The sequence below is a fragment of the Rhodoferax sp. genome, from assembly GCF_023700745.1.
GTDB lineage: Bacteria > Pseudomonadota > Gammaproteobacteria > Burkholderiales > Burkholderiaceae_C > Rhodoferax.
Window position 1 is genome coordinate 176417 of record NZ_JAMPYG010000004.1, and the last position, 6466, is coordinate 182882.

General features: G+C 57.1%; 7 protein-coding genes. 2 read left to right on the forward strand and 5 right to left on the reverse strand.

Annotated elements, in window-relative coordinates; translation table 11 throughout:
• Positions 1–3: 3 nt before the first annotated feature.
• From coxB to NDJ10_RS06110, 4 genes are all read right to left on the reverse strand, one after another.
• Entirely contained in the window at positions 4–1197 is a 1194-nt protein-coding gene (gene coxB, locus NDJ10_RS06095; protein ID WP_296160308.1) for a cytochrome c oxidase subunit II, read from the reverse strand.
• Positions 1198–1377: 180 nt separating this feature from the next.
• Entirely contained in the window at positions 1378–2040 is a 663-nt protein-coding gene (locus NDJ10_RS06100) for a c-type cytochrome (RefSeq protein ID WP_296160309.1), read from the reverse strand.
• A 116-nt stretch (positions 2041–2156) separates the two neighbouring features.
• Positions 2157–2711 carry a c-type cytochrome gene (locus NDJ10_RS06105; RefSeq protein ID WP_296160310.1) on the reverse strand — a complete coding sequence of 185 codons (555 nt, stop codon included), beginning with the start codon at positions 2709–2711 and terminating at the stop codon, positions 2157–2159.
• Between the two features lie 385 nt (positions 2712–3096).
• Complete coding sequence (locus tag NDJ10_RS06110; RefSeq protein ID WP_296160311.1) at positions 3097–4011, reverse strand: biotin synthase; 915 nt, start codon at positions 4009–4011, stop codon at positions 3097–3099.
• A 133-nt stretch (positions 4012–4144) separates the two neighbouring features.
• Between NDJ10_RS06110 and NDJ10_RS06115 the strand changes: the two genes are divergently transcribed.
• Positions 4145–4744, forward strand: coding sequence for a ComF family protein (locus NDJ10_RS06115; protein WP_363318688.1), 600 nt, complete (start codon positions 4145–4147; stop codon positions 4742–4744).
• Between the two features lie 20 nt (positions 4745–4764).
• Positions 4765–5238, forward strand: coding sequence for a tRNA (uridine(34)/cytosine(34)/5-carboxymethylaminomethyluridine(34)-2'-O)-methyltransferase TrmL (gene trmL / locus NDJ10_RS06120; protein ID WP_296160313.1), 474 nt, complete (start codon positions 4765–4767; stop codon positions 5236–5238).
• 164 nt (positions 5239–5402) lie between these two features.
• Here trmL and NDJ10_RS06125 read toward each other — a convergent pair whose 3' ends face one another.
• Positions 5403–6413 (reverse strand): TRAP transporter substrate-binding protein, encoded by a 1011-nt coding sequence (locus NDJ10_RS06125; RefSeq protein WP_296160314.1) that lies wholly within the window; start codon positions 6411–6413, stop codon positions 5403–5405.
• Positions 6414–6466: the final 53 nt, after the last annotated feature.

Genomic DNA, 6466 nt, shown 5'->3' on the forward strand with positions numbered 1-6466 from the left:
GGCTCACTTGCGAGCCTGAGCAACCTCAGAAGGCTGAACCAGCTGACCTGTCTTGTTGGACCAGCTGTTCTTGGTATAGGTGATGACGGCGGCAATTTCGGTATCGCTGAGTTGTTGCCAGGACGGCATGGCGGCAGCGCCACCCACACGGCCATTCAGAAGCACCTTGATCTGGTTCGACTTGTCGGCATCGAGCACAACCGCAGAGCCATCCAAAGCCATGATCGGGCCCATGCCCTTGCCATTGGGCTGGTGGCAGGCGGCGCAATTGGCCGCGTAAACCGCTTCACCACGCTTGGTCAACTCAGCCACCTCCCAGACCTTGTTCGGATCATCGGCCAGAGCAGCCATTTTTTTCTGTTCAGCCTCAACCCATCGCGTGTAATCGGCTGCGGACAGCACCTTCACATGAATCGGCATGTAGGCATGCTCTTTGCCACAAATCTTGGCACACTGGCCATAGTAGTCACCAACCGCGTCAGCGCGGAACCAGGTGTCACGCACAAAACCCGGAATCGCATCTTGGTGAACACCGAAAGACGGGACAGCCCAAGAGTGAATCACATCGTTGGCAGTCAAAATCAGGCGGATTTTTTTCCCCACAGGCACCACCATGGGGTGGTCCACTTTCAACAGGTAATCAGCGACATCGGAACCCGCCTTTGGCCCGCCTTCATCCGACAAAATACGATGACTGCGGTCGAGCGCCGAAATGAAACCAATGCCCTCACCCTCGCCGCGCAGGTAGTCATAACCCCAGCGCCACTGCATCCCTGTGATCTTGACCGTCAGATCGGCGTTGGTCGTGTCTTTCATGGCGATCACCACTTTGGTGGCTGGTAGCGCCATGCCGATCACGATCAGAAAGGGGATGGCAGTCCAAATCACTTCCACTGTGAGTGACTCATGGAAATCGGCTGGCTTGTGACCCACCGACTTGCGATGCTTCCAGATCGAATAAAACATCACGGAAAACACAGCAACAAAAATGATGGCACAGATCACCAGCATCAACCAGTGCAATTGCGATTGGCCTGTTGCAATTTCAGTGACGGGCGGGTGCAGATTCAACTGATTGACCGCAGGACCGCCAGGCAAGTCAGCCACAGCATGGGCAACACTGGCCATACCGGACAAACCCAAGGCGAGCAGCGCAGCCGATCGACGCTGGAGAGCTTTGCTAAATATTCTCATCATGAACACTCATTCCATTCTTAATTGACACATTCAGGCCAAACGCCACGCGCTAAAATCACACAATGACACTTGATTGAAGGCGTGCATCGCATCTGCGCAACCCCTCAGCCAGACCTTTTTCAGGCTCGCGCCAAGTCGACCTTCTCAGACCGAACCAACGCGCAAAATAACCCACGTCCTTTAACGAAACCTGGCCTCCTGCACCACCTTGAGCTCACTTGGCAGCGAACCAACATAGTCAGCCATCACCTTGAGTTCTGCCAAACTGAACTGCTTGACAATGCCTCCCATCACCGCATTACCACGTCCAACCACAGCATTCGGTTCTGTTTTGTAGGATTTGAGCGCCACCAACAAGTAGTCAGCGTACTGGCCAGCGATTTTGGGATAGCTGGGGTCAATGGGTTTGCTCAAGTTGTCGCCATGGCAGGATTTGCAGCCGCCCTTTTCGATCAAAGCCAAGGCTCTGGCATTGGCGTGACCCGCCCCGTTGTCAGCCTGCGCCGAAGCCGACCCCAAAGTGGCGTAATAAGCAGCCACATCGGCAATGTCTTGCTCGTTCAAGTTGCTGGTCACACCACGCATCGTCGGATGTCGGCGCTCGCCCTTTTGGTAGGCAGTCAATGCAGAAGCAATGTATTTGGCGCCTTGGCCGGCAATCTTGGGAACACGGTAGACCTCAGGGAAGCTGGCGCGATAACCCTCAAGGCCATGACAACCGATGCACTGGGTTACTTTCTGGCGGCCATTGGTCGCATTACCTTCCACGGTCTGCGCCATGGAAGATTGCCCCGATGCCAGGGCAATGAGCAAAGCGAAGTGAGCGAAGACCAGTTTTTTCATTTCTAAATTGCCAAAAAATTTAACCAAAGGCGTGGTTCTTTTGACGAACCGCACCCACCTCGGCGATACATTCACCCGACTCCGTACGTTGAAAACCGATGGCACTGAACAGCACTTCAGGGCTTGGCATTTTTGACGGCGGGCGCCGTCGCTGCGGCCGCAGACTCAGCCTCAGGCTCGGCAAAACTGGCGCCCGATGCGTTGACCATATAGACCAGGGCACGACCCACTTCAACATCGCTGTAATCTGCACCACCCTGGGCCGGCATGGCATTCTTGCCTTTCAGCGCAGCATTCAACAGGGCGGCATAACCACTGGCAATGCGTGGGCCCCAGGCGGCTTTGTCAGCCAACTTTGGCGCCCCCATCAAACCAGCGGCGTGGCAAGCGGCACAACGCACCTTGAACAGTTCTTCGCCAGAGCGTGGCCCGCTACCGGCAGCCTCACCCAAGGTCAAAGTGCCCACCTTCTGAATGCGTGCTGCCACCGCCTTGTCCGACATATCGCCATGACTCGAACTCTCAGGCGCCGCCATCACCGCCAGCAAAATGATTGCACCGATCACAACCGCCGCCACGATGGCCACTTTAACGGCAAGATTGGCGGCACTTTTAAACATATCACCAGGATCGTTGTCGGTGGTTCTGGCGGAGGGCGCTGAAAGGTTCATGGTTTTCTTTGTCAGTGGCTATCAATAGGATCAACTAAAAAACGTGTTCATTGGCCCCGACTGTCGGACCTTCCAGCACCGACCCGCCGTCCACGCCTTGCGTGGTGCCGGTGCGGCGCGTGTGAGAGCCCTTGTGATTACTCGCACTGCGTGAAATACGCAGACAAGCCACGCATGAATGCTGTTCTCATGGTTGAATATCTCAAAATTATTTGATATTTATCAAACGATTCTAAAGGATATTGGCTAGGAAACACGCGCAAAACGACAAGGGAAAACCCCAAGCCAGCCGGCACGGCGGCTACAGAATGGGCCTCAGGGCGCCCAGAAAGTGCGGGCAGTGAGCCCAACCAGCAACACCATCAGCACCCGGTGAACGTTGATCTCATTCATCTTGACCAAGGTGGGTGGTGGATCGTGCTGCGCCTGCGACTTTGCCGCGCCTCAAGGAGGCACGCATCTGGTCCAGGGAGATTTCACTTTGCGCCCGCACCGTGAGTTTGGGCGCGGGCTTGAACGCATGCCCATAAACCACTTCAAAGGTCAGTTGCATGGCATTTTTTTCGATCGCCTGGAGCAGTTGACTGTGCCAGCGTCGTCCCCGCAATGCCTGGAAGCGTTCGACATGCAGATTTCGCCCCAAGCCCCTCAACTCCTGCAAGACGCGCTGTGGCGACTCGAATGTGAGGGTGATGCGCTCCATGTCCATCACCGGCTCGGCAAAGCCGGCCCCGATCAGCATGTCACCCCAATCGTGCATGTCGGTAAATTCATGACTGGGCGCTGGCCAGCCCAGTGCCTGGTAAAGCACACGGAGTTCTTTGAGGGTGTCAGGCCCCAGGCACGAAAACATCAAAAAACCATCGACCACCAAAGCCTGATGCCACTGCTGCAGCAAGGCCTGGGGTTGGTCAGCCATGTGCAGACTCATGTTGGCCCACAACATCCGGGCTGGCTGCGTCACCTGATTGACCACCTGGGGACTGGACCGCAACCAGCGCTGTACTTGCCACCAGGGCGGCGTCACAGCCCGCGCGAGATGCTGGGCCCGCTGCGGGTTTGCCTCGACCAAGGTGCAAAGCGCCTGGGGATAGCGTTGCCGCAACAACGCATGCGCCGCCAGCCCGCCGTTGAGCGGCGACCAATGCACCCAACTCTCGGGCTGAACCGTGATCCAATCCAGACGCTCCTGCATGCGCCGAGCCACTTCTTCGTGCAGCCAAGCGGACTCTGCTGCGGGTCGGTTGTGCCAGCGCTGCGCAGCCTGAGAGTCGACAGAAGGGGGAGATTGATCAGCCATAACGCATTTGGAAAAGAGACGCGAGTATATTGACTGTATGTTCATCAGCTTGCTTTCAAGGGTCTTGCGCCCACCTGCCAGCCAATGCCGGATTTGCCGCACGTGGCCGGCGCAGCCCGTTTGTGACCGCTGCGTGGCCGAATTTGCCCAGCCCCAGCTACGCTGTCACACCTGCGCACTGCCCTTGCCAGCCGGTCTATCGCAGTGTGGTGCCTGCCTGAAAGCCCCCCCGCCACTGGACATGTGCCTGGCTGCCGTGCCCTACGCCTTCCCATGGGCACATTTGATGGCCGATTTCAAGTTCCATGACCAACCCGCATTGGTCCGTTTTTTTGCCCACCTGCTCAAGGCCACACCCTGGGTCGAACCGGCGCTGGAGGGGGCTGATTATTTGTTGCCCATGCCGCTGTCAAGACAACGCTTGCAGGTACGTGGCTACAACCAGGCCCAATTGCTGGCACGCCAGCTCAATGCCGCAAAAACACGGACGGACCTGTTGCTGCGCATGGTCGACACACCCGCACAACATGGCCTCAAACGGGCCCAGCGCTTGACCGCCCTGAACGAGGCATTTGCCGTAGAGCCGCTCAAGGTCTCCGTCGTGAAGAACGCGCGACTGGTGCTGGTCGATGACGTCATGACCACCGGCGCGTCCTTGAACACCGCCGCACGGGTGCTCAAGGCAGCGGGAGCAGCCCACATTACGGGCCTGGTCATTGCGCGCACCGAATAAGCCTGCGCGACAATGGCGACATGTTTCATATTGTTCTGGTCGAGCCCGAAATTCCACCCAATACCGGCAACGTCATCCGTCTGGCGGCCAACACCGGCTGCACCTTGCACCTGGTGGAGCCACTGGGGTTTTCGATGGACGACAAACACATGCGCCGCGCCGGACTGGACTACCACGAATATGCCACCGTCAAACGCCATGCCAACTGGCAAACCTTTCTGGATGACGAGCACCCTTTGCCTGAGCGGCTGTTTGCACTGACCACCCGTGCCAGCCAAAACGTGTTCGCAACGAACTTCAAGCCCGGTGACTATCTGGTGTTTGGCTCCGAGACCAAGGGCCTGAGCGATGCCGTGCGCCAGTCGTTTGGGCAGCAACAAACCATCAAACTGCCCATGATGCCCGGTCAGCGCAGCCTGAATCTGTCCAACGCGGTGGCCGTGACCGTCTTCGAGGCCTGGCGGCAAAATGGCTTTGGTGATCTCACGGCCTGAACCCCCAGCCAGGCTACCACCGCCACGGCACCTCTTGCGAAAGGCCAGACCGGCCAGTTTGTAAAACCAATGCGTGGACCAGCCGCGCATTGGGAAAGATCCGTTTTTGACAGACTCAAAAAGACGTCAAAAATTGCTCTTTTCGGTCTCCTGGTTTTGCTTGACTAACCTCCGCGTACCTTCTTCAGGGCATCCTGCACGATGTTGACGGCTTCTGCTCCGATATTGGGAACGTGCTTGTCATAGATCGGCTTCAGCTTGGCAACAATGCGAGCCTTTTCAGCAGGAGAAAACTCAGTGACCACCATCCCCCGGGTCTTGAGCATGGCAAGTGACTTTTCATCCTGCGCACGGCTTGCATCGCGCTGGACGGTCTGCCCTGCCAATGCCGCCTCACGCAACGCTGCCTGCTCCTGCGGATTGAGCTGATCCCACAACTTCTTGCTGTAAAGCACAAAGAACGGTGAATAAGCATGACGCGTTACCGACAAATACTTCTGCACCTCATAGAGTTTGGCCGTCTCAATCGTAGAGAACGGGTTTTCCTGGCCATCAATGGCCTTGGTTTCCAGTGCCATGAACACTTCGCCAAAGGCCATCGGCGTGGGGTTTGCGCCCAGTGTCTTGAAGGTGTCGAGGAAAATGGTGTTTTGCATGATGCGTACTTTCATGCCGTCAAAGTCTTCCACCTTCGCCACGGCACGCTTGCTGTTGGTCAGGTTGCGGAAACCGTTTTCCCAGTAGGCCAGGTTGACCAGCCCGGCAGCTTCGAGCTTCTTGTTGAAGTACTGGCCGGCCGGACCGTCCAGAACAGCGTAGGCTTCCTTCTCATTGGCAAACAGGAAGGGCAGGTCAAAGACGCCCAGTTCCTTGACGATACCCATCAAGGCCGAGCCGGACGTGCACACGATCTCCTGCGTACCCGCGCGTGTTGCCTGAGCGCCTGCGAGGTCACCACCCGCAGAACCGCCCCAGAAAGCGTTGATCTTCATCTTGCCGCCGGTCTTCGCATCAAGCACCTCCTGCATCTTCTTGACGCCCAGTCCGACCGAGTGGTCTTCATTGACGCCGTTGGTCCACTTGATGGTGCGCTCGGCGAACTGGGCAAAGCTGGAAGTAGCCACCAGCAAGGCGGCACCGGCAATCACCGATGCAATGGTTCTGCGTTTGAACATGGTTGTCTCCTTTTATATGAACGACAGGGGTGGGGGAAAATTTTGTCAGCGCA

What these genes read in the sequence shown, in the direction of transcription:
- coxB (WP_296160308.1), bottom strand. Translation starts at nt 1,197, where the DNA reads ATGATGAGAATATTTAGCAAAGCTCTCCAGCGTCGATCGGCTGCGCTG.
- NDJ10_RS06100 (WP_296160309.1), bottom strand. Translation starts at nt 2,040, where the DNA reads ATGAAAAAACTGGTCTTCGCTCACTTCGCTTTGCTCATTGCCCTGGCA.
- NDJ10_RS06105 (WP_296160310.1), bottom strand. Translation starts at nt 2,711, where the DNA reads ATGAACCTTTCAGCGCCCTCCGCCAGAACCACCGACAACGATCCTGGT.
- NDJ10_RS06110 (WP_296160311.1), bottom strand. Translation starts at nt 4,011, where the DNA reads ATGGCTGATCAATCTCCCCCTTCTGTCGACTCTCAGGCTGCGCAGCGC.
- trmL (WP_296160313.1), top strand. Translation starts at nt 4,765, where the DNA reads ATGTTTCATATTGTTCTGGTCGAGCCCGAAATTCCACCCAATACCGGC.
- NDJ10_RS06125 (WP_296160314.1), bottom strand. Translation starts at nt 6,413, where the DNA reads ATGTTCAAACGCAGAACCATTGCATCGGTGATTGCCGGTGCCGCCTTG.